Here is a 24267-nt window from a genome sequence, read left to right on the forward strand (position 1 = left end):
CCACTTTTGCAGTATTAATCACTATCTTGGCATGAATTTAAAACAAATCTGCTTAGCTTTTTAATTTTACTAAGCGACAGTCATGTAAGATCAGTTTACTATAATGATTATATAGCACTTAGACAAATATTCGAGGAGAATTTTAATGTCAGAAGGTAAACAAATAAAGCGAAGTGTGTTTTTTATTTCTGATGGAACTGCGATTACAGCAGAAACGCTTGGACACTCTTTACTGGCCCAGTTTCCAAATGTAGATTTTGACATTCATATTATCCCTTATATTACGTCTGAAGAAGCTGCTATGAATGTAGTTTCTGAGATAAATCAAAGAGCTGAGCGTGATGGACAGCAGCCTTTGGTGTTCGATACCTTAGTAGATCCTTATGTGCGAGATATTATTAATACGGCGAATGCTGTGAATTTGGATGTGTTTGAAGGGCTTATTAGTAAGTTGTCTGAAGAGTTGGGTACACCACCTACAACTTTAGTCGGACAAACGCATGCCGTGACCGATTCGGAGTCTTATAAAGCACGTATTGATGCTGTACATTTTGCACTTGATAATGATGATGGCGCACGTACTCGTCATTATGATAAAGCTGACTTAATTCTGATTGGTGTTTCTCGTTCAGGGAAGACACCAACATCCATTTATTTGTCATTACAATTTGGAATTCGTGTAGCAAATTACCCACTTACGGAAGAAGATTTAGATGACAATCGTTTGCCTTCTGTGCTGAAAGCGCATAAGCATAAGCTGTTTGGACTCATGATTGATGCTGAGCGTTTGGTTGCGATTCGCTCAGAGCGTAAAGCCAATAGCCGCTATGCAAGCTTTAGCCAATGTCAAATGGAGTTGCGCGCAATTGAAGGTATTTATATCTCAGAAGGGATTAAATATCTGAATGTATCTGAAATGTCGATTGAAGAAATTTCTACGCGTGTCTTACAAATGACCGGTTTAAAACGTCGAATCGGATAGTATTAAATTACGCCGCTATTCATATAAAAATTGAATGAATTAATACCCAATTTAAATAATTAGATTGGGTTTTTTTTGCACTTATTTTAATTATAAATATGAAACTTCATTTGAAATTCTCTGCAATTATTGATGCAAATTCGTTGTAATAATTAAGTCGACAGGATAAATAGAGCCATCTACACATTCAATGCAGCTTTCTGTAATTTTTTTGACTGGCCAAGTAATAAGTTGACATTTTTCTTGTTGCAAGGCGTGATAATAATCATCAGATTTCAGAAATTCTTTCTTTTCACGCGTAATATTTGGCGTTAGTTGTCGTTTTAGCCAGTTGTCCTGAATTTGAGAATCCAAAAAACGCAGGGCTAAAATGCTTTTGATACGGGGGTTGATGAGGCGCTTGTTTTTAAAGAGTAATGGATGGTGTACATAACGGCTATATCGTTGCTCTGACTGTGGAAGAATGAGGGCAGGTTGTATCTGAAAAACATACACCGAGCTTGAAACATTACGAATTTTTTCAAGCAATGCTGCAATTTTTTGATCGATCCCAATGATTGCAACTCTTTGCTCGATGCATGTATCTAGGCTTAGTTCTGCTGATGTTCGGATTAGTCCTTTAAATACTTCATAATCTTGTTTTTGATGTTGAAAAATATAGCCGGAAGTATTCAGCTTACTAAATTGTTGCATGATTATCCCTTAATCATTTTTTATTGTCAGAATTTTTGTTTTCTAATTGAATATTAATTCATCTGCTGCGTAAAGTTGATTCAGCAACTCGGGAGTCATTTTTGACGGATTGAAGGATTTCGATTGTGAAAAATATTAAAAGCCTAAGAATGATTCTTCTTAGGCTTGATGGCATTCAAATGGGTTTAATCAAATATTATTTTTGATATCCATCAGGTAGCTAAAGTTTTTTAAACGCTTTTCAGTATCATAGATATCACAGGTGAAAATAAATTCATCTACTTGATAGGTCTTGAGTAAATCTTCAAGACCTTCTTTTACAGTTTGGGCCGACCCAATTTGTGCTAAGGCAAAGAAGTTATTCACTGACATTTTTTCGACGGGTGACCATAGATTTTGCATGCTTTCTACAGGCGGTTTAAGTTTTAGGCTATGTCCTCGCATTAAGGCAAGTACACGTTGGAAGGCACTTGTTGCAAGATATTGAGCTTCTTCATCGGTGTCTGCAATGACTGTGGGCACGCCCATCGAAACATAAGGTTGATCCAGATATTCTGATGGTTGGAAATTATCGCGGTAAAGTTGAATCGCTTGCCCGAGCATTCTTGGTGCAAAGTGCGATGCGAAAGAGTAAGGAAGTCCTAAACGCGCAGCAAGTTGGGCACTAAAAAGGCTAGATCCTAAAAGCCAAACAGGCACATGGGTAGATTGACCTGGTGTAGCAACAATTTTTTGATGTTCTTCAGGCGCTTTAAAGTACTGTAATATTTCCGCGACATCTTGTGGAAATTGATCCTCAGTTTCTTGGCGCCCACGACGTAAAGCACGCATAGTCACTTGATCTGTACCAGGTGCACGACCTAAACCAAGCTCAATACGGTTAGGATAAAGTGTGGCTAAAGTCCCAAATTGTTCAGCAACAACAAGCGGTGCATGATTAGGCAGCATAATTCCACCTGAACCGACTTTAAGTGTTTGCGTGTTGGCAAGAATATAGCCTAGTAATACGGCTGTAGCGGAACTGGCAATACCATCCATATTGTGATGTTCGGCTAACCAGAAGCGTTCAAAGCCCAATTTTTCAGCGTGTTGAGCAAGCTCAAGGGCGTGATGCAGAGAAAAGGCAATACTTTTATCATCGCGGACTGGGGCTAGTTCCAGAATTGAAAATTGGGTATTTTGTAGAGTAGGCATATCCAGACTCGAAAACTATATATCGAAATAATACGATATAAGTGGGTTATTGTATATCGTTTAATTTCGATATATTGCTTGAGCGCAAAATAAAAGCATCCGAAGATGCTTTGTAGTGTGTTGGATTAATCATCCCAACGTTTTTTCTTGTGGTGACCCAAATGGCGTCCGTTGTCATGACGGTAATAGCGATCATTGTAACGTGCATCGTTATAGCGATAATTACGATCTGAGCGATAGCCACGATTATCATAGCGTTCATCATCACGGCGATCTTCAGCTACTTTACGTCCTAGCGCTGAACCACCTGCGGCACCTAAAGCGGCACCAACATAGCCACCATTGGTTCCAGCAACATTTTTACCTACAGTATAACCACCAGCACCACCAAGACCTCCACCAATCGCCGCAGATGTGCGGTTACGGCGATCACTTGCCACCGCAGCACCACCTGCACCACCAAGTGCAGCGCCAATTGTAGCGCCAGTAGTACCGCCTAGTTGTTTGCCGATTGCTGTGCCTGCGACACTACCTAAGGCAGATGTTGCTGCAACACGAGTACCATTATCGGCATATGCAGTTCCCATCATTGTGGTCGCGATTAATGAGGCGTAAATTAAATGATTCAGTTTCATTGCAAACTCCATTTTTAAAGTGCTATGTGCTTAAGTCCAATCTAAAAGAGTTGAGCGGATTAAAATGAAGGACTTTGTGTTTGAGCATGAGGCTTTTGTCATTACTTTGTATTGTTTCTTCATAACAAATTCACAATTTAGAACCCAATACTTCAGTTTCAGATCTCGCTGTTCTAACCCAACGTAAGACAAGCACCTAATGGTGCTTGAATGATGGAACTGAAGCGATTAACGGTAGTGACGGTGACGTTTTTTCCATTTACGTGAAGATTTGGCCTTTTCTTCAGCTTTGTCTTTAGAAATTTTGTTCCCTAAAGCAGCACCACCCGCAGCACCTAGTGCAGAACCAATGTAACCACCGCTAGTACCACCCATGCTTTTACCGACGGTATAACCTGTACCACCACCTAAAGCACCACCAATAGCAGATTCTGTGCGGTTTCGGCGATCACTTGCTACCGTTGCGCCGCCCGCACCACCGAGTACAGCACCAATTGTAGCACCTGTAGTACCACCCATGCTTTTACCTACAGCAGTACCCGCAACACTACCTAGTGCGCTTGCTGCTGCAACACGTGTTGTGCTATCAGCGTGAGTATTCATTGCAAACATTGAAGAGGCAGCCAATGCGGTGCTTAATAAAACGGCATTCAATTTCATCGTATTCTCCATGTCCAAAAATGCGGACGAAATTTTTTGATGTGGCAAATCTAACAAAACGCATCGTCATAAATGTGGAGAGCAAGACACTAAGTTGTACTGTTAGGTAAGTGCTTTGTATGAGTTTAATTAAAATCGTTCATTTTATGGCTGATTAATCATTGTATGGGTAAATAAGCAACAACTTTTTGAAGAGCAGAAAAAAGTAAAATATGAGCAATGTGAAAGGTTCCAAAGCTTATTTATCAGCATAATAGATATGTCAATTAAAGGGCAGAATCGGTAAACTATGCTCAAATTTGAAATTATGCAGCCTAATTTAGACTGCTTGAGCTATTGAGATAGATTAAACAATGAAAGAATCGTTACGTTTGCGATTAGATCAGCTTTCTGACCGTCATGAAGAGTTAACAGCACTATTGGCTGATGCTGAGGTTATTTCGGATAACAAGCGTTTTCGTCAATTGTCACGCGAACATAATGATCTAACAGAAATTACGGAAGTCTGGGCAAAGTATAGACAAGCAGAAGCTGATATTGAAACAGCAAATGCTATGTTGTCTGATCCAGATTTTAAAGAAATGGCTCAAGAAGAAATTAAGGAAAATAAGGCTATTATTGAACAGCTCGAAGCTGATCTTAATATCTTGATGATTCCTAAGGATCCAAATGATGCAAATTCGGCCTATTTAGAAATCCGTGCAGGAACTGGTGGTGATGAAGCCGCTATTTTCTCTGGTGATTTATTCCGTATGTACAGTAAGTATGCTGAGTCGAAAGGTTGGCGTATAGAGGTGCTTTCAGAAAATGAAGGCGAACATGGCGGCTACAAAGAAGTTATCTGCCTAGTGAATGGTGAAGGGGTATATGGTCGCTTGAAGTTTGAAAGTGGCGCTCACCGTGTACAACGTGTCCCTGCGACAGAGTCACAAGGTCGTGTACACACTTCAGCGTGTACAGTTGCGATTTTACCTGAGATTGATGTAGATACGACTGTAGATATCAATCCTTCAGACTTGCGTATTGATACTTACCGTGCTTCAGGTGCGGGTGGTCAGCACGTCAACAAAACTGATTCGGCTGTTCGTATTACCCATATTCCTACTGGAACTGTGGTGGAATGTCAGGAAGAACGGTCACAGCATAAAAACAAAGCCAAAGCGATGGCTTTACTGGCTTCACGTTTAGAAAATGCAAAACGTGCTGCGGCTGATGCAGCGACTTCTGAAATGCGTCGAGATTTGGTAGGTTCGGGTGATCGTTCTGAACGAATCCGTACTTATAACTATCCGCAAGGTCGTATGACTGACCATCGCATCAACTTAACTTTATATAAGTTAGATGCTGTGATGGAAGGTGATTTAAACGAATTGCTTGATAGTCTGCACCGTGAATATCAGGCAGATCAATTGGCAATGCTAGCTCAACAAAACGGTGGCTAATGAATATTGCACAGGCATTAGCCTTACGTGGAGAGGCTGAAAGTTATGAGCGTCAAGAGAATGCTTGGTTACTTGAGCATATTCTCAAAATTGATGCTTTTGATTTATCACTCAAATCTGCACAAGAACTTACCGCAGAGCAAGAGCAAGATTATGTAAATGGTTTGGCTCGGATTGCAGCAGGTGAACCTTTGGCTTATGTCACGGGTTCTCAACCATTTTGGACCTTAGACCTGATCGTGACTCAGGATACTTTGGTGCCTCGCCCAGATACTGAAGTATTGGTAGAAACCGTTTTACGTCTGGATTTACCCGAAGACACACGTGTTGTGGATTTAGGTACAGGTACGGGGGCAATCGCATTGTCTCTGGCGAGCGAACGTCCTAACTGGTCTGTCATTGCAACAGACATTTATGAACCGACATTAGAAGTAGCCCTGCAAAATGCCGAAAAGCATGATCTAACACAGGTGAAGTTCTTTTTAGGCAGTTGGTTTGCTGCGTTGAATCGTCAATATTTTGATGTGATTGTGTCTAATCCGCCATATATTGATGCAAAAGATGAGCACATGCTGAGTTTAGCTGCTGAACCTGAACGAGCTTTGGTTGCGGAAAAACAAGGCTTGGCGGATATTGAACATATTATTCAGCAGGGCAAAAAGTGGCTAGCTGCACAAGGTTGGATTGTACTTGAGCATGGCTATGATCAGGGTGAAGCGGTACGTAATATCTTTAAAAATTCGGGTTTTAAAGAGGTCAGAACTGTCAAAGATTATGGTGGTAATGACCGTGTGACTTTGGGGCAACTGCAGTAATTATCGCGTTTTATACTTGTAAAATTAAAAAGCACGACCCAACAGTTGTGCTTTTTTAATTTGATTGAATAAGGCTTTAAATAAAGCCACAGAGTATTAAACGGTGCAAGACTTAAGTTAAATTATGATTCATTGGTTGAATTGCGGGAGGTAATTCAACTTCAAGTGATTCTGACATTTCTCGTTCGATTAAACGCACAATTGAATTTAATGGCAGATCATTGTCTTGTAATCCAAAAGGCTCTTCAATTTGTGCACTCAGTGCATCTAAGCCTAAAAATAAATAAGCAATTAAGCCCACTAAAATTGGAGTCCAAATGCCTAAACTCGCTTCTAGGCTAAAGGGTAAAATAAAGCAGAAACAATAAACGGTACGATGTAAAAGTACTGAATATGAATAGGGTAAAGGAGTACTTAAAATACGATCGCATCCAGCCTGAATATTGCCTAAATCGACAATATGCTGATTTAAACTATTATAAATAATGTCCGATACTTCTGCGTTACGTAATGCAAGGACTAAATCTTTTTGAATAGCTTCAAGCACATATTGCGCAGCATTAATTTTTTTGCTGAGTTGTTGCAACTGTGTTGAATTGAAATCCACTTTATCGTGATAAAACTCGAAAGATTGAGGTTGAGCTCTAAGACGATCACGTAATAAGTGAGTAAATAGCATGACACGATACATCAAGATATTGCGACGTTCATTACTGAGAACATGCGAATCACGAGAGATATGTCGTGAATTGGCAATTAATGCACCCCAGAGTTTACGTCCTTCCCACCAACGGTCATAACAGGCGTTGTTACGGAAGCTTAAAAAGATGGAGAGGATGATACCGAAAATGGTAAAGCCAATCGCTGGAACCGCAGGGATAGTGAAGTATTGATGTGAAGATAGGTAGACCAGAATCGCTGAAATCAATATGACGATTAATAGTGCAGGGAGTACTTTAGGAAGTATGGTGCCAGACCATGCGAAAAGTAATTTGAAACTATTATTTTTATCTCTAACAATCATTGATCTACACCATCACTATAACAAGAACAGTGTTCCACAGACAAACTGTGCTGTGCAAGAGACAGTGAAATCATTTATAAGAAAAGACGACATCAATGTCGTCTTTTCCAGTTCATTCTAATAGCTAAAATAATGTATTAAACGAAATAGTCTGATGAAATTTCGGAAATCTCAACTTTCGATAATGCATCAATTTCTTCTGCCAGACAGAGTGCGACAATTTTAGAGGTATGAGTAAGCGTTGTGCCTTGAGTTAGGTTCTCACCTGTACGTAAGCGCAGAATAGCTTCATCACTCAGTTCGAGTGCCTTTGCTTTTGCCATAGCATCATGTTGCGAGAAAAATTGGGCAATCACATTTTGTAGCTCAATTTCAGAAACATTCAACAAGCTTTGACAGAATAATTCATCTAATTCAGTTGGGGAGTTTAGAGAATGGGTAAAATTTTGCACGAGATTTTGATCTAGTACATCAATCATCTTAAACATAATGTTTACCTTTAAGTTAAGGTGATAAAACAGGAGGAGGACAGCCGAAAATAAGCATAAAGTTATGCTTTAGAATTGAGTGAAAAATATACTAATATGGCGAAATTTGCAATTCAATCTAGATGACTGAGCAGTAATAAAAAAGTTATGGCTTTATCATTTCGTTGTGAGCGTGCTTATTCTTTGGATTGACGATAAGCACCAGGGCTCAGTCCAGTCCATTTTTTAAAGGCACGATGAAAAGCACTTGGGTCATGAAAATTCAGTTCATCACTAATTTCATGCAGGGGTTTATCAGTTTTAGTTAAAAGTTCTATTGCTGTATCACGACGAATATCATTTTTTAATTGTTGATAATTACAACCTTCACTATTCAGTCGGCGGCGTACGGTTGCCTCAGACATATTAAGTTGTTGTGCCAGTACATTCAGTTCAATCCATTCTGCGGGTGGGGCTTGAAGTAGATATTTACGTACTTGGGTACTGAGTGCATGTGGATTTTTAAAGCGGACCAAGAGATTGTGTGGCGTTTGTGAAATAAACTCATACCACGATTTTTTATCTTGTTTAATTTTGATCTTTAAATAGTCTCGATCAAACTCGACGACGTTTTGCTGAGTAGAATAGGCAATATTGGAACAGAATCGAATGCGATAATCTTCATCTGTTAAAGGTTTTTCACACTTGAGTTGGATTGAGTTGAGGGGAATACGTTGACTGGCTAACCAACACATTAAAGTATGAATTAACATCAGGTAGGTTGCATAACTAAACATGCGCTTTGGCTGCTTTTTATCATGAATAATAATACGTGCAACATGCTGTTCAAGAATTAATTCACTTTGGAAATCATCCAACACCAAATTAAAAAACTTTAATATATCTTTCAGTGCTTTTTCAACGGTTTCACTCTGAATAACAGCTTTAGAAATAAATTGATAACTGCCACGCCTTAAAGCATGGTGATCCATACCAAAAAACTCATCGTTCATACGATTAGCCAGTTCAATCCAAAGTTGTGCATATTGTGAAATAGATACACGGGCCTTATTGGATTGCATTAATTCTGCGGGAATTCCTGCACTGTGTAAGATTTCCTGAATATTGTGTCCTTGATGATGCGCAGAAAGTACAGCTTCCTGTACTAGACTCATCGAAATACTGCCTTTATCGAAATTTAATTGTGGTTCACGCATGTAAAAATCCAAATCTCCAGACATTCCACTGTCCAAATCCATCATTAAGAATGCAATATTTGGAAATTGTACTCAAGCTTGACAGTGTTTACTCTGCAGTTAAAGTCGAGTATGAACTTTCAAAAAGATAGGACAGGGAAATGAAAATTCAAAATAAAGTTTTTGTAGTCACAGGCGGTGCTTCAGGTTTAGGTGCTGCCACAGTTAAATATCTGGTTCATGCAGGTGCTCGTGTTGCTTTTGTTGATATGAATCAAGAACTAGGCTATGCCTTAAAACAACATTTAGGGGAAAATGCGAAGTTCTATCCTTTAGATGTCACCAATGAACAAACCGTGAAATCTTTCTTTTTAAATGTAGAGCAAGATTTTGGTCAACTGAATGGCTTGGTGAACTGTGCTGGCATTGCGCCGTCGGCAAAAGTATTAGGGCGTGATGGTTTACATGACTTGGCGATGTTTCAAAAAGTCCTAGAAGTGAATGTCACAGGTAGCTTTAATATGATTCGTTTTGCTGCGGAATTGATGGCGAAGTATGAATTACAAAACGACGAAGAAGATCGAGGTGTGATTATTAATACAGCCTCCGTTGCCGCATACGATGGTCAAATTGGTCAAGCAGCTTATTCGGCATCAAAAGGTGCAATTGTGGCTATGACTTTACCGCTTGCACGTGAACTGGCACGGAATGCGATACGTGTAATGACCATTGCACCTGGCATTATGGAAACGCCTATGCTTAAAGGTATGCCGCAAAATGTACAAGATGCTTTGGGACAAATGGTGCCGTTTCCACCACGTTTAGCCAAACCTGAAGAATTTGCAAGTCTGGTTGGGCACATTGTTGAAAATACGTATTTGAATGGTGAAGTGATTCGTCTAGATGGTGCGATTCGTATGGCACCAAAATAAAGCTAAATACGTGTATAGATAATAAGTTTGTACAATTGGGATGTGCAAAAGAAAGAATAGAAAATTGATAAGAGTATTTACATGATTTTAAATGATGAACAAAAAATGGTTCAGGAGATGTTGCGCGATTTTTCACAGACACAACTGAAACCGACAGCGGCTGAGCGTGATAGAACTGGGCAATTTCCTGCCGAAGAGTTAAAGCAGTTAGGTGAACTCGGTGCGTTGGGTATGACCATACCGCCAGAATGGGGTGGTGCAGGTCTGGATTATGTATCACTGGTCTTGGCCCTTGAAGAAATTGCAGCGGGTGATGGTGCAATTTCCACAATTGTTAGTGTTCAAAATTCATTGCCATGTGGCATTACCTATAAATATGGTACAGAACAACAAAAGCAGAAATATCTAGCAAAATTGGCAACAGGAGAGTGGTTAGGCTGCTTTTGCTTAACTGAGCCGCAGGCAGGCTCTGATGCTGGGGCATTGCAATGTCGTGCAGAGCGTGAGGGTGATACATGGGTTTTGAATGGAACAAAGCAGTTTATTACGACAGGCAAGCATGCGCAGTTAGCAATAGTTTTTGCTGTGACGGATAAGTCCGCAGGGAAAAAAGGCATTTCTTGCTTCCTCGTACCAACGGATACCCCGGGGTATATCGTGTCGCGAATTGAGGAAAAAATGGGGCAGCATTGTTCAGACACAGCCACTATTGTGTTTGAGAATTGCCGAATTCCTGCTGAAAATATATTGGGTGAAGAAGGTCAAGGCTACAAGATTGCATTATCCAACTTAGAGTCGGGTCGTATTGGTATTGCGGCGCAGTCAGTTGGTATGGCTCGCGCGGCTTTAGATTCGGCTATTGAATATGCCAATGAACGTAAGGCTTTTGGAGTGGAGTTGGTACAGCATCAAGCTGTGGCTTTCCGTTTAGCCGACATGGCAACACAAATTGAAGCAGCACGACAACTGATTTTGCATGCTGCAAGTTTAAAAGATGCTGGACAGCCCTGTTTAAAAGAAGCCTCAATGGCCAAATTGTTTGCATCTACTATGGCAGAAAGAGTCTGTTCCGACGCGATTCAAATTTATGGCGGCTATGGCTATGTAAATGATTTTCCAGTGGAACGTATTTATCGAGATGTGCGTGTTAGCCAAATTTATGAAGGTGCATCCGATATACAAAGACTGTTGATTGCCCGAGAAATTACTCATATTTAAGCCATTATGCACATCAAAGATGTCTTGTTCTTGATGTGCATAAAACAGCAATCAGATTGATGGATTTGGAAATTGATGCAGCCATCAAGGCATGATTAGCTAAGTACAGATCACCCTATTTTAGAATAGATTGTGGAAAACAATAAAAGCTAAGCAACAAGGCGAGATGCTTTGTATCAGGAAGAGGTTCAAGTCATGAAGACGTTAGTAGAAGCCCATCAAGAATTTAGTCTTGAAAAAGCAATTCAAGATCATTTAGTCGGAACTCCGCAAGCCATAAATGCTTATGTTGAATGTTGTGCACGTTATTTAGGACAACATAAAACGGCTTTAATCTGGGAAGGTAAACAGGGTGAATCAGAACGTTGGAGCTTTGAGCAGTTGGATGAAGCTTCAGGTAAATTGGCAAACTATTTTTTGCAATCTGGAATTCAGGCAGGTGATTGTATTGCAGGGCTTTTGCCACGAACCCCTGAATTACTGATTACTGTTCTAGCAACTTGGCGTATTGGTGCAATTTATCAGCCTTTATTTACTGCATTTGAGTCTAAGGCCATTGAGCATCGTATTGAGGTTGCTAAAACAAAACTGATTGTGACCAATTCTGAACAACGGTCTAAGCTGAATCATATTCATATTGCTCAAATTTTGACTGTACATCATGATAAACAAAGCCTTAAAACCGATGCAGATTTCTGGCAAGAACTTAATGCGAAAGATGCAGAATGTCCTGCGGTAATGCGGGATTTTGATGATGACTTTTTGATGATGTTTACATCAGGTACGACAGGTTTGGCGAAATCGGTTCCAGTACCATTACGTGCGATTTTAGCATTTAAGGGATATATGACTCATGCTGTAGATTTACGTGAAGAAGATTCTTTTTGGAATCTGGCAGATCCAGGTTGGGCTTATGGTTTGTATTATGGCATTACTGGTCCGCTCAGTTTAGGTCATAGCATTATTATGGATGAGCGCGCATTTAATGTAGATCAAGCCATTCAAGTGATTCAAAAACATAAGGTTTCTAATTTGACAGGTTCACCGACTGCTTTTCGAATGTTCTTTGGATTCAAAGAGAAATTTAATGGGTCAATTAAACAACATTTACGTGTAGTAAGTAGTGCTGGTGAACCACTGACGCCAGAAGTGATTCATTGGTTTAACCATGATTTAGACGTCAATATTTATGATCAATATGGCCAAACAGAACTTGGAATGGTCATTGCGAATCATCATGCATTAGCACATCCGAAAAAAGTGGGTTCTGCGGGCTTTGCCATCCCTGGGCATCGCTTCGCAGTCCTGAATGCACAGCATCAGGAAGTAAAACAGGGAGAAGTAGGGACTTTGGCAATCGACTGTTCTAAATCCGCTTTATTCTGGTTTAAGGGCTATGATGGGCAGAATCGTAAATCCTTTGTCGGTAACTATTATTTGACAGGTGATATGGTTCAACTGAATGAGTATGGCGGTATAGATTTTATTGGACGTGATGATGATGTCATTACAACGTCAGGCTATCGTGTGGGGCCTTTTGATGTGGAAAGTACATTATTAGAGTGTGAGGAAGTGCTGGAGTCTGCTGTCATTGGTAAACCAGACCCAGAACGTACTGAAATTGTGAAAGCATTTGTTGTCTTGAAGCCGCAATATCAGCCGAGTGAAGATTTGAATCAAAAATTACAGCAATATGTTCGTTCTCGCTTATCAAAACATGCTTATCCTAAAGAAATTGAATTTGTAGAAAGTTTACCTAAAACATCGAGTGGTAAAATCCAACGTAATCTTTTAAAACAACAAGAGATTGCGTTACAGCAAATACAGCACGCATGTTAATAACTTTTAAACTCAACTAATTTTGCTCTTGCGCCCTACGGGGCGTTTTTTTAATCATTTACTCTATTTTTTAAGTAATTTAAAAATATTTTTCATGTGATTAAAATTTGTAAAAAGCCTTTACAGACAATAAATGAACGATATAATGCCAAACATTCTTGTGTAACTGTGTCATAAGTCACTTTTTTGGGGTTGTTTATGAAAAAAATCATTCTTTCTTCAGTTATTGCTACTTTTGCATTTTCTTCTATTGCTGCACATGCTGCAGGAACGGATACAACTCAGTTTCAAGTAAAGATTACGGTTAATGAATCTTGTAAATTTACCTCTAAAGATGATGTGGTATTTGCTGCTGTTGATCGCTCAAGCAGTACGGATAGTACTGCTACGGGTCAATTGAATGTGACTTGTACATTAAATACACCTTATAAAATTGCCTTAGCTGGTACAGGTGCAATGCAGAATACAAATACTGGATCAACCAGTAAAGTTCCGTACAAATTGTATCAAGATGCAGCACGTAAAACAGAATGGGATGCAATCAATTTATTAGGTAAAACAGGTAGTGGTAAAGACCAAGCAATTCCTGTCTATGCTAAATTGGCAGGCGATACGAACGTTGAAGCGGGTAACTATGTAGATACAGTGGTTGCGACAGTAACTTACTAAGTTTGAAGTAGAATAAATAGAGTGACGCAATATATGAACAAATTTATTCCAAGTATTTGTGCAGCTATTGTTTCACTTTGTTCATTCAATCTTTCGGCTGCGAGTTTGCAAGTTTCACCTATTTCAGTGACATTTTCCACCGGTGAAAAAGCCAAAGAGATTTGGTTAACGAACACTAGTGATCAACCGATTCGTGCACAAACACGAGTGCTCAGTTGGACGCAAGAAGCAGGCAAAGATCAACTGAATGCTTCAAGAGATTTGGTCGCCAGTCCTTCAATAACTGAAATAAAAGCAGGTGACCGTCAATTGATTCGTGTATTAAGCATGAATGTGCAGAATACAGTGCAAGAGCAGACTTATCGATTATTGATTGATGAACTTCCGAACTCAAGTCATGGTAATCAACAAACTGGATTGCAGCTTCTATTACAATATTCTATTCCTGTATTTGTTCAATCGACAGAAATTACACCATCTAAAAGTGGCTTAACCTCACTTGATCAAGTCATATTTAATTATAGTAATCAAAAGCTTAGTGTTCAGAATAATGGTAAAAGCCATATTCGTTTAAGTGAATTAAGCTATATCAACCCAAATGGTGAAAAAATTCCGTTAATTCAGGGTTTGGTAGGGTATGTTCTGAATGGTCAAACCATGCAGTGGGATATTCCATCTCATGCACAAATGCAGCCTAAAGGTAGGTTTGAAGCGCGAATAAATGCCGATGGTTTAGCTCAGACATTACTTATTCCATAATTGGTGATGAACAAGTTTGTTTACCGTTGTGCTCTATGTCGAGCTCTGTTATGCACATCTTCATTACATGCACAAGTCACTCTGGCAAATGAGATGATTCACCCTAGTTCTGATGTTGTTGATCAGCAAGAACTGTATTTAAGTGTGGTATTGAATCAGGCATCTAGTCCAGTCTATGGGCATTTTATTCAGACACCACAAGATTTATTAATTTCTCGAGAAACACTACAAGAATTACAGTTAAGCATTCACGCTGTGGATGCTTTAGGTTACACAGGTTTCGTTGCTTTATCCCAAATTAAAGGGCTTAGTTATCAATATAATTCAGCAGAGCAGAACATTGAACTCACTGTACCTGTTGAGGTTTTAAAAGCACGTACCACTTTGGGCTACGAGCAAATTCCGCCTGCCAAAGTTAATCCTGCACAGATTAAGCCAGGTCTATTGTTTAATTATGATCTTTATTCTCAAGTTACAGACGATGTCTGGTCTTTAAGTGGATGGAATGAATTGCGGTTATTTGGTATAGGGACAGGGAATACATTCAGTATTTCTGCCAATCATGCTTATACAAAAACCAAAACGACGAATGAGCTTTTAAGCCAAATTTTAGATACCTATTGGCAAAAAGATTTTGCTGATCAAGCAATTACTTTGACAGTCGGTGATAGTCAATCCCGTGCTTTAGAGTGGACGCGTTCAACACGTATTTCGGGAATCAAAATAGCTAAAAATTTCAGTTTACAACCTTATCAAGTCACATCACCACTGGAGTCCTTTAAAGGTTCAGTGCTTGTACCTTCGACAGTTGATTTATTAATTAATGGTATACAACAAAGTACCAGTGATGTACTTCCTGGGCAATTCGATATACAAGCATCACCCTCTATTACTGGGGCAGGTAATGCACAGCTTCTCATAACCGATTTAAATGGTCAGCAGCGAGTTGTAAATTTCTCATTATTTGGTACTTCACAATTATTGCAAAAAGGTTTGACTGATTGGGAGGTTAATCTGGGGGTCCATAAGCTCGATTATGCAGTTAAATCATTTAGTTATTCAGATGATCCTGTAGTAAATGCAACATTAAGGCATGGTTTAAGTAATAATACGACTATTGAGAGTCATGCTGAATATTCACGTGATGTCGCTTTGGCAGGATTTGGTGTCATCCACCGTTTGCCAAATACTTGGGGCCTAATCAATGGGGCTTATAGCTATAGCGATCTCAATCAAAACTTAGGGCAATCTTATGCTGTAGGTTATGAGTGGAACAATCCTTATGTGAATTTTTCTCTACAACATCAAAAAAGTGATGGTGATTTTGGTGATTTAGCTAGTGCTCTAGGTTATGGTTATATTAAGCAGTCTGATCATGTTTTCTTAGGTGTAAATACAGATTATGGTCAATTTGGTGGAAGTTATGTAGCACAAAAAAATCAGAATTCTGAAAATGAATATTTGGTTTTTAACTGGTCTTACTACTTTCCTTCAAAGAAATATTTAACTTTAAATATGACTCGAAATTTAAATGAACAAGAAAACACCTTCTTTCTCTCTTTAAATATACCTTTGGATCGTCAGGTCAATGCGACCTTAAATGCTCAGCAGGATGCCGACCGAAATAAGTTTTCTGCCAATATTCGTAAAACAGCAATACAGAATGAAGATGATTGGGGTTGGCAAACGAGTCTTGAGTTTAGTGATAACAACAACTATAGCTTGCAAGGGCAGATTCAGCGTGAAACGCAGACGGGTGAATGGGATGTCGGTTTACAAAGCGCTAAAACTCATTCGGAAGACTATACTACAGTGGTCGGTTCTGCCCGAGGCAGTTTGGTGATGATGGAAAAGTCAGTGTTCCCAATGAGACAATCGCTTAACTCTTTTGCTGTGGTTTCGACCGAAGGGGTTTCTGACATTCCAGTTCGCTTAGAAAATCGAGTGGTTGGTAAAACTAATCGAAAGGGTTTAATGCTCATCGATACATTAAATCCCTATCAACATAATGATATTTCGATTGATACCTTAGACTTGCCATTGGAATATAAAATTGAAACTACACGTATAGATGCAGTGCCATATAACGCTAGCGGTGTGGTGATTCAATTTCCAATTTATAAAATGCGTGCAATTCAATTGAGCGTAACAGATCCGCAAGGTATTCCAATGAAAATGGGTAGTCGTGTTTGGGTACAAGATACTTTGCCGAATTTGGAGTCAATAGAACACACGATTGTGGGACGTGACGGAATGATCTATCTCGAAAATCCATCATCGCAACAACTTTATGTTGAGCAAGATGGACAGGTATGTAATGTGGTTCTACCAGATTTTAGTCAACAATACGGCTTTCTGGATATGGGGAGCGTACAATGTCAGTAAGTCTTTTCTCTCAAAAAACAATAATTCGAGCGTTGAGTTTATATAGCCTATTTGCAGTCATTATCATTTTTAGTACAACTTTGTTGAGTTCTTCTGTACATGCAGCTACGGGAAGCTGTTGGCTGTCAGGTCCAGCCTTAAATTTTGGTTCCGTTTCGAGTAACGGTAAAAGTAATTACACCAACTGGCAAGTAACGTGTAATCAATATGGCCATAAACAAACGGTGAATGTTGCATTGTGCCCATATGCAACAGCAGGTGGATTGGGTTTACTCAATAACAGACGTTTGATGGTTAATTATTCCACTTGGCCACAGAGTTATTTAGCTTATGACCTGTTTTATGATGCTGCTTTAACGAAACGTATTGATACTAAAGCTGATTTATCAACGCTACAGTGTATTTATAAAACCATATCAGTCAATCAAAATACCAAAGTATTCGATTTGCCTTTATATGGACGAGTATATTCGGGTCAAAATGTCACCGCAGGTAGTTTTAGAAATAATAATGATGTTGCGGTCACCTTATTGTACGGCTTTAGCGAAGAGAAACAGCCAACTACAGAAGATGTGATGGCAAAGCAATCTTCAAATCAAACATCAAATAGCCTAAGCGTAACTGCCAACTATGAAAATAGTTGCAACCTTATGGCAGCCTCAGACTTAAATTTTGGGCATATTGATGATTTATCTAAAGGGGTTATGAGTAGTACAACTGTCAGTTTATCTTGCCCACTCAATACAACATGGAAGGTAGGGTTGGATCAAGGGCTGAATTATGATGGTAAAACTCGCCGTATGCGAAATGGTACAGACTACATTGCCTATGATCTTTACCAAGATGTGAGTTATAAGCAGTTTTGGAATAGTATGAATACTTCACAGGGAACAGGGACGAATGGGATGCAAACAATTCAAATTTATGGCAAAGTTCCACCTAGTGCCTTGAGTGTTCCGCCAGGAGATTATCAAGATACCATCACGGTCACATTAACTTATTAGTAGGTAATCACAGCAGTGACTTTATCGCTATAAACCCCAGCAGGTACATCTGTATCGGAGTGATTTATTGTGCCCCATACTGGTACGGTTTGTGTTCTACCTGTACCTATATTGCGATAAGCATTTTGAGCTTCAGCTCCCCAAAGGGTAGTTCTATTGGCATCTTGATAAAGGTTGTAAGGAATACTGACATTATTGACTTCTGTGGAAGTCATCTTTCGTTGACTTTGTAGAGCGATATTATAAGGTGTACCTTGTGTACAAGTTACAGCAAGGTGTGTACTTTGCATATTGGGGTTCGAGGCACGACTGACTGTACCAAAATCTAAGTCTGTTCCATTCCCTGTTGTGATATTACACATCTCTTTAATGGTGATGCTGACATTAAATGAAGTTGAGTCTTGTTGCGCAGCATAAATATAAACAGATGCTGCTGCTAGAGTACAGACGAAAAAAGCAGAATAATATAATTTCATAACGTGCGGGTTTTTTTACATTTATACGTTTTATTTCAGCATACCTGAAATAAATAACTTCGTCCGAAATTAGACGTGGTAACTGTTCATATTTTAACTTAATAATGCTGAATTAGTGCACTAAGTCACTTATTAAGTGTAATAAAATTTAGTCGGCAACGCCAAGTTATCCATTATAATTGACCAGCAGTCATAACCCCTTCAACGGAAGAACAGTGAATTTAGTACCTGAGAATGATCTGGAATTAACAGACGAAGAAATGCATTTGTATAGCCGACAAATTTTGTTAGAAGGTTGGGATTTAGACGCACAAGAAAAACTAAAATTAGCGAATGTTCTGATTGTAGGATGTGGGGGAATTGGCTGTACAGTTGCAGAGTTATTAGCACGAGCAGGGGTTGGTAAAATAACCCTAATTGATGCAGACCATATTGAGATCAGTAATTTACAGCGACAAATTGCATTTACTCAACCGGACATTGGTTTTTATAAATCAGAAATTCTAGCAAAGCGCTTAATTCAAATAAATCCATATATTCGGGTTGAACATCATGTCGCCAAACTTGATGAAACCAATGCGATGTCATTGGTCAGCGAGCAAGATTTAGTGCTTGATGGTTGCGATAATTTCACCACACGATATTTGGTCAACCAAACTTGTAAACAGTTGAATGTCGCCTTGATTAGTGCATCAGCAATTGGTTTTCAAGGGCAATTATTCATGGTTGAAGGGAACTCTGCCTGTTATAACTGCTTATTCCCTAAAGAACAGCATCACAATGAAAGCCTACGCTGTGCCGATTCGGGTGTGCTTTCGACCACGCCGAATGTGATGGCCAGTTTGCAAGCGCATCATGCTTTATTGTACTTAGGTTTAAACCGTATGCCATTACTTCAGAAACTGTTGCTTTGGGATGGTTTAACTATGAAACAGCGAATCTTGGCATTTGAGAGAGACCAAAATTGTTCAGACTGTCAGGCAAGATCGACCTTAGAGTCTTAATTTTTTGTTAAACTCACGACTATGAATTTTTAACCACATTTAAATATGATGAAAAATAATATCTGGCTCGATGGACTGCGTTCCGTTGCCCGTATGGGGGAAACCGCAGTTGTTGCGGCAAAGGCTGGCTTTAAATATGCAACTGAAAAGCCAAGTAATGCCAAATTAATGCGTGAAACTTTTGAAGATTTAGGTTCGACCTATATCAAGCTTGGGCAATTTATTGCAAGTACACCATCGTTATTTCCTCGTGAGTTTGTAGAAGAATTTCAAGGTTGCTTAGACCAGACGCCATCTTTACCGTTTAGCTATGTTCAACAGGTTTTAGCCTCTGAATTTGCTGGTCGAAATTTAGATGAAATCTTTGCTTCAATTGAGGAAAAGCCGCTGGCATCTGCTTCAATTGCACAGGTACATGCTGCAAAGTTGGTTACAGGTGAAGATGTCGTACTCAAAGTTCAAAAACCAGGTGTAGAAACAATTCTCTATACCGATTTGAATGTCTTGCACTGGGCCACCAAAATTTTGGAAAAAGCAGTACCCAAAGTTAAATTTGCTTCATTGGCAGACATTGTCGATGAAATTAAAACCCGTATGGTTCGTGAAGTTGATTTTATTGAAGAAGCTCAAAATATTGATGATTTTGTCAATTATTTGAATGTGACGAATAATAAAGCTGCAACTGCACCCAAAGTTTATCATCAGTTTTCAACCCGTCGCGTGTTGACGATGCAACGTTTATTTGGTGTACCTCTGACTGATTTTGAAGTGGTAAAAAAATACTCTAAAGATCCATCGCAAGTTCTGATTACAGCAATGAATACTTGGTTTGGTAGTCTAATGATGTGTAATAGCTTCCATGCAGACTTGCATGCAGGCAATTTAATGCTACTCGAAGATGGACGTATTGGTTTTATCGACTTTGGTATTGTGGGGCAGTTGAAACCTGAAGTTTGGACCGCTTGTATGGCATTTATGGATGCATTGCAACGGACAGACTATAAGCTCATGGCAGAGAACATGCTCAAAATGGGGATGACTGATGTCGCTATTGATACTCAGGTTTTAGCTGCAGATTTGGAACGACTATTTAGTGGAGTTTTGTTGGCAGATCCTCAAGAAATTTTGAGTTCTAACCCAGCGGACTTAAATGACATTATGATGGACATGGTTGCTGTTGGTGAGCGTCATGGTATCCGCTTCCCGCGTGATTTTGCCTTATTGTTCAAACAAATGCTGTATTTTGATCGATTTATGCGCGTCCTTGCACCTTATACTGATATTTATGCAGACCAACGTTTGCAAATGGTGCAAACTATCGATCCAAGTTTGATGTTGAAAAATTAATATTCAAATTTCTATTATCTATTCATGGCTAAAAGGCAAAGCCATTAAGCCATGAATAGTTTGAGATTTAAGGATCATGTTTTATGGATGCGATAGTCATTGAAGGCTTAAAGGTGAATACCGTGGTAGGTTGCTTTAATTGGGAGCGACAGATCATTCAACCTTTAATGTTAGATTTGACCATTCATGCTGATTTAGAAGCAGCAGCCAGTTCGGATGAACTTGAAGACACATTAAATTATGCTGAAATTTGTAGCATTTCTGCAGAAGTGATCCAAAAAGCTCAGCCTAAATTAATTGAACATGCTGCAAAATTGGTACTTAATGCGCTTTTTTCTACCTATCCTGCGATAGAATCGATTAAAATTACGATTCGTAAGCCTGCCATTATTGCAGAAGCCAATTCTGTAGGAATTCGTATTGAACGCCACCGAAACGATTTACGCCTTAGCACTGGCGAGTAATCTTAATTCCCAACACAATTTTCGTTATGCCTATCATCAGATATGTGGGCTTGGTGTGGTTGAGTTTTCTAAAATTTATGTGATTCCATGCCGTGATGGTGTAGGGGCAGACTATTGGAATGCAGCTTGCCTATTACATTCAAAATTAACCCCTGAGCAAATTATTGCACAATTAAAGCAATGGGAAGCAGATACAGGTCGTGTTCGTCCATCTCATCAAATATCATTGGATGTTGATCTGATTGCATGGGGAATGTCATTAGAGCAGATGCAATTTAACCCTAAAAAAATGCCTTTAGCACTCGATGTGAAAATTCCGATGGCGGATGTTTGGTCACATCCAAGTTTTGAGGATTCAAAACATGAGTTCCCTACAATTAAATGTCTAGAAGTTATTAACATATAAAAACGAGGTTGTTTTATTGACTATTTTAAAATGAATATTGAATCAGCTGTAAGAGATTTGCTGTTATGAAAATTCATCTTTTTCTATGTACACTGCTGAGTGGTCTAGTCGTGGGATGTAGCTCAAATACTCCTATGGAAAATACACAAACGACACCACCAATTTCTATAACGGATTTGGCTGGTGATGAAACGATGCTGCATGCGCTCAAACAAGCCGTCTATTTGTCTCTTCAGGAACAGCCTCTATATCAGTATGCATTCTATGATTTGAATCAAGATGGTATTCAAGATGCGATTGTGATGTTGAAAGGTACAAATTGGTGTGGCTCAGGCGGATGTACAGTATTGGTTTATCAGGGCATGAGTCGTGATAAATTTCAGCCCCACAGTAAAATGACTGTAGCTGATGTACCCATTGTGGTTTTAAATAGTAAGACGCAAGGTTGGTCAGATTTGTCGGTTTATTCACGTGGTTCGGGACAAGTCATTCTAAAGTTTAATGGTCGAAGTTATCCAGGTAACCCTTCACTAGAACCTAAATATACAGGTAACTTGCAACAAAGTGGAAACAGGGTTCTAATTCAATAACGAAATTTGAAAATGTAAAAAGCAGTGTCATTTGGCACTGCTTTTTACTGCAAAATATATTGAGTCAGTTAAATAAAATAACTGGTTTTAGTCATGAGTTTTGAAATGGCGGTCATGGTCATGCGAACAGGCATAGGCAAATCTACACCACCAGCATTGAGCGCTGTATCACGATGATGCAGCTCATCTTCATTCATTTGTTCTAAAATTTTACGTGAACGGTTATCTTGAGCAGGCAGTTGACTAATATGATGTTGTAAATGCAGACTGACTTGGCGTTCAGTTTCAGCCACAAAACCTAGACTGTATTTGTCACCTGCAATACCAGCGAGTGCCCCCATACCAAAAGACAAGCTATACCAGATAGGATTGAGTAGACTAGTGTGGCTATCGAGCTCTTTTAAGCGGTCTTCACACCATGCTAAATGATCTTGCTCTTCAAGAGCCGCTTTTTCCATTTCAAGGCGGACATTCGGCAGTTTAGCCGTGAGAGCTTGCCCATGATATAACGCTTGAGCACATACTTCACCACTATGGTTGACACGCATGAGTCCTGCCACATGACGTGCTTCACTTACAGCCAATTGCGTTTCTTCTGGAACAGCAGGATTTTCTCGCTGAGCTGCTGTCGTCCCTGGCACGAGACTGCGAAGTGCTTGGTCAAAAGAGTTAATGAGCTTATCAATGCCCGTATAGTGACGCATAGGGTTAATCCTCTAAAGAGACTTGAGCTGTGTTGACTAGTGGTTTTAAACGAACCAATAGCCAAACGCTAAATATTGCACTAAGTACAGCGGTAATACAGAACAGTATTTTAATATCAATTTTTAAAATACTTAAAATGATAATAGAAAAAATAGCCGAGCTGACCATAAACACTGCATTTAATATGTTGTTTGCAGCAACAACACGTGCACGATGTGATCGAGGTGAATACGCTTGCATCATGGCATACAGTGGAACAATGTAAAAACCGCCACTAATTCCAAGTAGAGTAACCGCCAACATGACATGGTAATAACTCCAACCTTGCTGGAATACATCGGCAAGATGTAGGAGTTCCCCTGTGCGTACAGGAACAAAAGTGAGACTGGCAGCCAAATATAAGGCAAATACCGTTAAGCCAATGGCACCAATTGGAACCATTTTTAAATTAACTTCTGTGCCACCAATTCTGCGACATAATAATGAACCAATACCGATTCCTACAGAGAAAAAGGTTAATAGAAGACTGACGACATTTTCAGATGCATGTAAATTTTGCTGCGTTAGTTGTGGGATTTGAGTTAAATAGGTTGCTCCGTAAAACCAATACCAAGAGTTCCCCAATAGCACTAAATAAATGAGCGGAATGCTCTTTGCATACTTTAATGTTTGAAAACTGGTTCTGAAAAAGTTCCAATCAATTTCTAAATCAGGTGTGGTGACATTTTGCTTAAGAATAAAACGGCTAGAGAGGTAACCCAGAATCGCAATCGTAACGATCGTCAAACTAATCCAGAGTAAATTACCATCTGAAGCAGAAATAACAGCACCGCCCAAAATCATACCAATTAAGATAGCCATTGAAGTACCCGATTGAAATAAGGCATTCCCCGACATCAATTCATTTGGTTTTAATATTTCGGGCAAGATTGCATATTTAATAGGGCCAAAAAAGGTAGAGTGCGTGCCCATCAGGAACAGCGCGAGTAGCAATAGCCATAAATGTCCAAGCAAAAAACCTGCACTACCAATCAACATAATAATGATTTCAAGAATTTTAATACCGCGCACCAAGCGCGCACGTTCATATTTGTCAGCAATTTGTCCCGCTGTTGCTGAAAAAATGAAGTAAGGGAGAATAAACAATAGTGCTGCAAGGTTATTGAGTGTACTTACACTGGCACTTTGCTGATTAATCCATCCATAGGTAATCACCAACAACAAGGCTTGTTTATAAACATTGTCGTTTAATGCGCCTAAAAACTGAGTCATAAACATCGGTAAAAAACGACGAGTGCTTAAAAGATGTTCTTTTTTTTCCATGACAATGTGAACTTCATAAAGTTTTATTAAGAAATGTG

At 39.3% G+C, this 24267-nt stretch carries 25 protein-coding genes; 15 read left to right on the forward strand and 10 right to left on the reverse strand.

What is annotated here, in order from left to right; genetic code table 11:
• Positions 1-145 precede the first annotated feature (145 nt).
• Positions 146-982, forward strand: coding sequence for a pyruvate, water dikinase regulatory protein (locus MP622_RS04830; protein ID WP_044740377.1), 837 nt, complete (start codon positions 146-148; stop codon positions 980-982).
• A 126-nt stretch (positions 983-1108) separates the two neighbouring features.
• On the opposite strand, the gene MP622_RS04835 is transcribed toward MP622_RS04830, so the two are convergent.
• The 4 genes from MP622_RS04835 to MP622_RS04850 all read right to left on the reverse strand — a co-directional run bounded on the left by MP622_RS04835 (position 1109) and on the right by MP622_RS04850 (position 4164).
• Positions 1109-1675 carry a flavoprotein gene (locus MP622_RS04835; protein WP_243792789.1) on the reverse strand — a complete coding sequence of 189 codons (567 nt, stop codon included), beginning with the start codon at positions 1673-1675 and terminating at the stop codon, positions 1109-1111.
• A 189-nt stretch (positions 1676-1864) separates the two neighbouring features.
• Positions 1865-2869 carry an LLM class flavin-dependent oxidoreductase gene (locus MP622_RS04840; protein WP_243792791.1) on the reverse strand — a complete coding sequence of 335 codons (1005 nt, stop codon included), beginning with the start codon at positions 2867-2869 and terminating at the stop codon, positions 1865-1867.
• 125 nt (positions 2870-2994) lie between these two features.
• Positions 2995-3504, reverse strand: a complete 510-nt coding sequence (locus tag MP622_RS04845) for a hypothetical protein (protein ID WP_016166397.1) — start codon at positions 3502-3504, stop codon at positions 2995-2997.
• A gap of 228 nt (positions 3505-3732) precedes the next feature.
• Complete coding sequence (locus MP622_RS04850; RefSeq protein ID WP_243792793.1) at positions 3733-4164, reverse strand: glycine zipper domain-containing protein; 432 nt, start codon at positions 4162-4164, stop codon at positions 3733-3735.
• A gap of 353 nt (positions 4165-4517) precedes the next feature.
• Between MP622_RS04850 and prfA the strand changes: the two genes are divergently transcribed.
• Both prfA and prmC read left to right on the forward strand, forming a co-directional pair.
• The gene (gene prfA / locus MP622_RS04855) at positions 4518-5606 is read left to right on the forward strand and encodes a peptide chain release factor 1 (protein WP_151504969.1); all 1089 of its coding nucleotides are present in this window, start codon (positions 4518-4520) and stop codon (positions 5604-5606) included.
• Positions 5606-6421 carry a peptide chain release factor N(5)-glutamine methyltransferase gene (gene prmC, locus MP622_RS04860; protein WP_151504968.1) on the forward strand — a complete coding sequence of 272 codons (816 nt, stop codon included), beginning with the start codon at positions 5606-5608 and terminating at the stop codon, positions 6419-6421. The genes prfA and prmC overlap by 1 nt, the downstream gene beginning before the upstream one ends.
• Positions 6422-6533: 112 nt before the next feature.
• Here the strand turns inward: prmC and MP622_RS04865 are convergent, their stop codons facing one another.
• From MP622_RS04865 to MP622_RS04875, 3 genes are all read right to left on the reverse strand, one after another.
• Complete coding sequence (locus MP622_RS04865) at positions 6534-7445, reverse strand: bestrophin family protein (protein WP_151504967.1); 912 nt, start codon at positions 7443-7445, stop codon at positions 6534-6536.
• 137 nt (positions 7446-7582) lie between these two features.
• Positions 7583-7933, reverse strand: coding sequence for a hypothetical protein (locus tag MP622_RS04870; RefSeq protein ID WP_016166392.1), 351 nt, complete (start codon positions 7931-7933; stop codon positions 7583-7585).
• A 176-nt stretch (positions 7934-8109) separates the two neighbouring features.
• Complete coding sequence (locus MP622_RS04875; RefSeq protein ID WP_243792795.1) at positions 8110-9129, reverse strand: AraC family transcriptional regulator; 1020 nt, start codon at positions 9127-9129, stop codon at positions 8110-8112.
• Between the two features lie 140 nt (positions 9130-9269).
• Between MP622_RS04875 and MP622_RS04880 the strand changes: the two genes are divergently transcribed.
• The 7 genes from MP622_RS04880 to MP622_RS04910 all read left to right on the forward strand — a co-directional run bounded on the left by MP622_RS04880 (position 9270) and on the right by MP622_RS04910 (position 17914).
• Complete coding sequence (locus tag MP622_RS04880; RefSeq protein ID WP_243792796.1) at positions 9270-10040, forward strand: 3-hydroxyacyl-CoA dehydrogenase; 771 nt, start codon at positions 9270-9272, stop codon at positions 10038-10040.
• A gap of 81 nt (positions 10041-10121) precedes the next feature.
• Entirely contained in the window at positions 10122-11258 is a 1137-nt protein-coding gene (locus MP622_RS04885; RefSeq protein ID WP_243792803.1) for an acyl-CoA dehydrogenase, read from the forward strand.
• Between the two features lie 195 nt (positions 11259-11453).
• Positions 11454-13097: an AMP-binding protein gene (locus tag MP622_RS04890; RefSeq protein ID WP_243792804.1), complete on the forward strand. Its 1644-nt coding sequence runs from the start codon at positions 11454-11456 to the stop codon at positions 13095-13097.
• Positions 13098-13295: 198 nt separating this feature from the next.
• Complete coding sequence (locus tag MP622_RS04895) at positions 13296-13766, forward strand: spore coat U domain-containing protein (protein WP_044740387.1); 471 nt, start codon at positions 13296-13298, stop codon at positions 13764-13766.
• Between the two features lie 33 nt (positions 13767-13799).
• Positions 13800-14525: a fimbria/pilus periplasmic chaperone gene (locus tag MP622_RS04900; protein WP_243792806.1), complete on the forward strand. Its 726-nt coding sequence runs from the start codon at positions 13800-13802 to the stop codon at positions 14523-14525.
• Between the two features lie 93 nt (positions 14526-14618).
• A complete protein-coding gene (locus tag MP622_RS04905; protein ID WP_243792808.1) occupies positions 14619-16910 on the forward strand; it encodes a fimbria/pilus outer membrane usher protein in 2292 nt (763 codons plus the stop codon).
• Positions 16901-17914: a spore coat protein U domain-containing protein gene (locus tag MP622_RS04910; protein WP_243792810.1), complete on the forward strand. Its 1014-nt coding sequence runs from the start codon at positions 16901-16903 to the stop codon at positions 17912-17914. Before MP622_RS04905 ends, MP622_RS04910 begins: the two co-directional genes overlap by 10 nt.
• Here MP622_RS04910 and MP622_RS04915 read toward each other — a convergent pair.
• Positions 17911-18390, reverse strand: a complete 480-nt coding sequence (locus MP622_RS04915) for a spore coat U domain-containing protein (protein WP_243792813.1) — start codon at positions 18388-18390, stop codon at positions 17911-17913. The two genes, MP622_RS04910 and MP622_RS04915, sit on opposite strands and share 4 nt — an antisense overlap.
• A 260-nt stretch (positions 18391-18650) precedes the next feature.
• Between MP622_RS04915 and MP622_RS04920 the strand changes: the two genes are divergently transcribed.
• The 5 genes from MP622_RS04920 to MP622_RS04940 all read left to right on the forward strand — a co-directional run bounded on the left by MP622_RS04920 (position 18651) and on the right by MP622_RS04940 (position 22201).
• Positions 18651-19394 (forward strand): HesA/MoeB/ThiF family protein, encoded by a 744-nt coding sequence (locus MP622_RS04920; protein WP_243793458.1) that lies wholly within the window; start codon positions 18651-18653, stop codon positions 19392-19394.
• Between the two features lie 48 nt (positions 19395-19442).
• Complete coding sequence (locus tag MP622_RS04925) at positions 19443-20741, forward strand: AarF/UbiB family protein (protein ID WP_044740467.1); 1299 nt, start codon at positions 19443-19445, stop codon at positions 20739-20741.
• 83 nt (positions 20742-20824) lie between these two features.
• Entirely contained in the window at positions 20825-21205 is a 381-nt protein-coding gene (folB, locus tag MP622_RS04930; RefSeq protein ID WP_044740393.1) for a dihydroneopterin aldolase, read from the forward strand.
• Positions 21162-21611 (forward strand): 2-amino-4-hydroxy-6-hydroxymethyldihydropteridine diphosphokinase, encoded by a 450-nt coding sequence (locus tag MP622_RS04935; RefSeq protein ID WP_104442023.1) that lies wholly within the window; start codon positions 21162-21164, stop codon positions 21609-21611. The genes folB and MP622_RS04935 overlap by 44 nt, the downstream gene beginning before the upstream one ends.
• 65 nt (positions 21612-21676) lie before the next feature.
• Positions 21677-22201: a hypothetical protein gene (locus MP622_RS04940; protein ID WP_243792815.1), complete on the forward strand. Its 525-nt coding sequence runs from the start codon at positions 21677-21679 to the stop codon at positions 22199-22201.
• 68 nt (positions 22202-22269) lie between these two features.
• Here the strand turns inward: MP622_RS04940 and coq7 are convergent, their stop codons facing one another.
• Together coq7 and MP622_RS04950 are read right to left on the reverse strand one after the other, a co-directional pair.
• Positions 22270-22905 (reverse strand): 2-polyprenyl-3-methyl-6-methoxy-1,4-benzoquinone monooxygenase, encoded by a 636-nt coding sequence (coq7, locus tag MP622_RS04945; protein WP_044740395.1) that lies wholly within the window; start codon positions 22903-22905, stop codon positions 22270-22272.
• Positions 22906-22909: 4 nt separating this feature from the next.
• On the reverse strand, positions 22910-24229 hold the full coding sequence (locus tag MP622_RS04950) for an MFS transporter (RefSeq protein WP_243792818.1): 1320 nt from the start codon (positions 24227-24229) through the stop codon (positions 22910-22912).
• Positions 24230-24267: the final 38 nt, after the last annotated feature.

The sequence above is a fragment of the Acinetobacter sp. PK01 genome (assembly GCF_022819285.1).
GTDB classification, from domain to species: domain Bacteria; phylum Pseudomonadota; class Gammaproteobacteria; order Pseudomonadales; family Moraxellaceae; genus Acinetobacter; species Acinetobacter tandoii.

Coding starts and splice junctions, on each gene's coding strand:
- MP622_RS04830 (WP_044740377.1), top strand. CDS start 146: ATGTCAGAAGGTAAACAAATAAAGCGAAGTGTGTTTTTTATTTCTGAT.
- MP622_RS04835 (WP_243792789.1), bottom strand. CDS start 1,675: ATGCAACAATTTAGTAAGCTGAATACTTCCGGCTATATTTTTCAACAT.
- MP622_RS04840 (WP_243792791.1), bottom strand. CDS start 2,869: ATGCCTACTCTACAAAATACCCAATTTTCAATTCTGGAACTAGCCCCA.
- MP622_RS04845 (WP_016166397.1), bottom strand. CDS start 3,504: ATGAAACTGAATCATTTAATTTACGCCTCATTAATCGCGACCACAATG.
- MP622_RS04850 (WP_243792793.1), bottom strand. CDS start 4,164: ATGAAATTGAATGCCGTTTTATTAAGCACCGCATTGGCTGCCTCTTCA.
- prfA (WP_151504969.1), top strand. CDS start 4,518: ATGAAAGAATCGTTACGTTTGCGATTAGATCAGCTTTCTGACCGTCAT.
- prmC (WP_151504968.1), top strand. CDS start 5,606: ATGAATATTGCACAGGCATTAGCCTTACGTGGAGAGGCTGAAAGTTAT.
- MP622_RS04865 (WP_151504967.1), bottom strand. CDS start 7,445: ATGATTGTTAGAGATAAAAATAATAGTTTCAAATTACTTTTCGCATGG.
- MP622_RS04870 (WP_016166392.1), bottom strand. CDS start 7,933: ATGTTTAAGATGATTGATGTACTAGATCAAAATCTCGTGCAAAATTTT.
- MP622_RS04875 (WP_243792795.1), bottom strand. CDS start 9,129: ATGCGTGAACCACAATTAAATTTCGATAAAGGCAGTATTTCGATGAGT.
- MP622_RS04880 (WP_243792796.1), top strand. CDS start 9,270: ATGAAAATTCAAAATAAAGTTTTTGTAGTCACAGGCGGTGCTTCAGGT.
- MP622_RS04885 (WP_243792803.1), top strand. CDS start 10,122: ATGATTTTAAATGATGAACAAAAAATGGTTCAGGAGATGTTGCGCGAT.
- MP622_RS04890 (WP_243792804.1), top strand. CDS start 11,454: ATGAAGACGTTAGTAGAAGCCCATCAAGAATTTAGTCTTGAAAAAGCA.
- MP622_RS04895 (WP_044740387.1), top strand. CDS start 13,296: ATGAAAAAAATCATTCTTTCTTCAGTTATTGCTACTTTTGCATTTTCT.
- MP622_RS04900 (WP_243792806.1), top strand. CDS start 13,800: ATGAACAAATTTATTCCAAGTATTTGTGCAGCTATTGTTTCACTTTGT.
- MP622_RS04905 (WP_243792808.1), top strand. CDS start 14,619: ATGATTCACCCTAGTTCTGATGTTGTTGATCAGCAAGAACTGTATTTA.
- MP622_RS04910 (WP_243792810.1), top strand. CDS start 16,901: ATGTCAGTAAGTCTTTTCTCTCAAAAAACAATAATTCGAGCGTTGAGT.
- MP622_RS04915 (WP_243792813.1), bottom strand. CDS start 18,390: ATGAAATTATATTATTCTGCTTTTTTCGTCTGTACTCTAGCAGCAGCA.
- MP622_RS04920 (WP_243793458.1), top strand. CDS start 18,651: ATGCATTTGTATAGCCGACAAATTTTGTTAGAAGGTTGGGATTTAGAC.
- MP622_RS04925 (WP_044740467.1), top strand. CDS start 19,443: ATGAAAAATAATATCTGGCTCGATGGACTGCGTTCCGTTGCCCGTATG.
- folB (WP_044740393.1), top strand. CDS start 20,825: ATGGATGCGATAGTCATTGAAGGCTTAAAGGTGAATACCGTGGTAGGT.
- MP622_RS04940 (WP_243792815.1), top strand. CDS start 21,677: ATGAAAATTCATCTTTTTCTATGTACACTGCTGAGTGGTCTAGTCGTG.
- coq7 (WP_044740395.1), bottom strand. CDS start 22,905: ATGCGTCACTATACGGGCATTGATAAGCTCATTAACTCTTTTGACCAA.
- MP622_RS04950 (WP_243792818.1), bottom strand. CDS start 24,229: ATGGAAAAAAAAGAACATCTTTTAAGCACTCGTCGTTTTTTACCGATG.